This window comes from Paenibacillus sp. GbtcB18 (assembly GCF_019091125.1).
GTDB lineage: Bacteria > Bacillota > Bacilli > Paenibacillales > NBRC-103111 > Paenibacillus_F > Paenibacillus_F chitinolyticus.
Genome location: NZ_JAGXJX010000502.1, coordinates 1 through 259 on the forward strand (window position 1 = coordinate 1; position 259 = coordinate 259).

Sequence of the window (259 nt, forward strand, 5' to 3'; positions counted from 1 at the left end):
CCCTCCGCTCAGAAGGTAGTACAGTACCGCGCCCAGCGAATACAGGTTGGTCCTGCGGTTGGTTTGAGTCTGCTGAAACTGCTCCGGGGCGGCAAAACCGCCGGTTCCTATCTGGACCGTATCCGCTTGTCTGCCGCTTTTGAAATCCCGGGCAATACCGAAATCGATCAGCCTGACTTGTTCCTGGCCGTCGATCATAATGTTGGAAGGCTTCAGATCCCGATAGTTCACCGGAACCGGAAGCTCATCAGGGAGGTAG

1 protein-coding gene is annotated in these 259 nt (G+C 56.0%); it reads right to left on the reverse strand.

The genetic code is table 11. The annotated features are described in order from the left end of the window. The coding region (locus KVT34_RS30495) for a protein kinase domain-containing protein (protein WP_217563320.1) at positions 1–259 on the reverse strand (259 nt) is incomplete at both ends.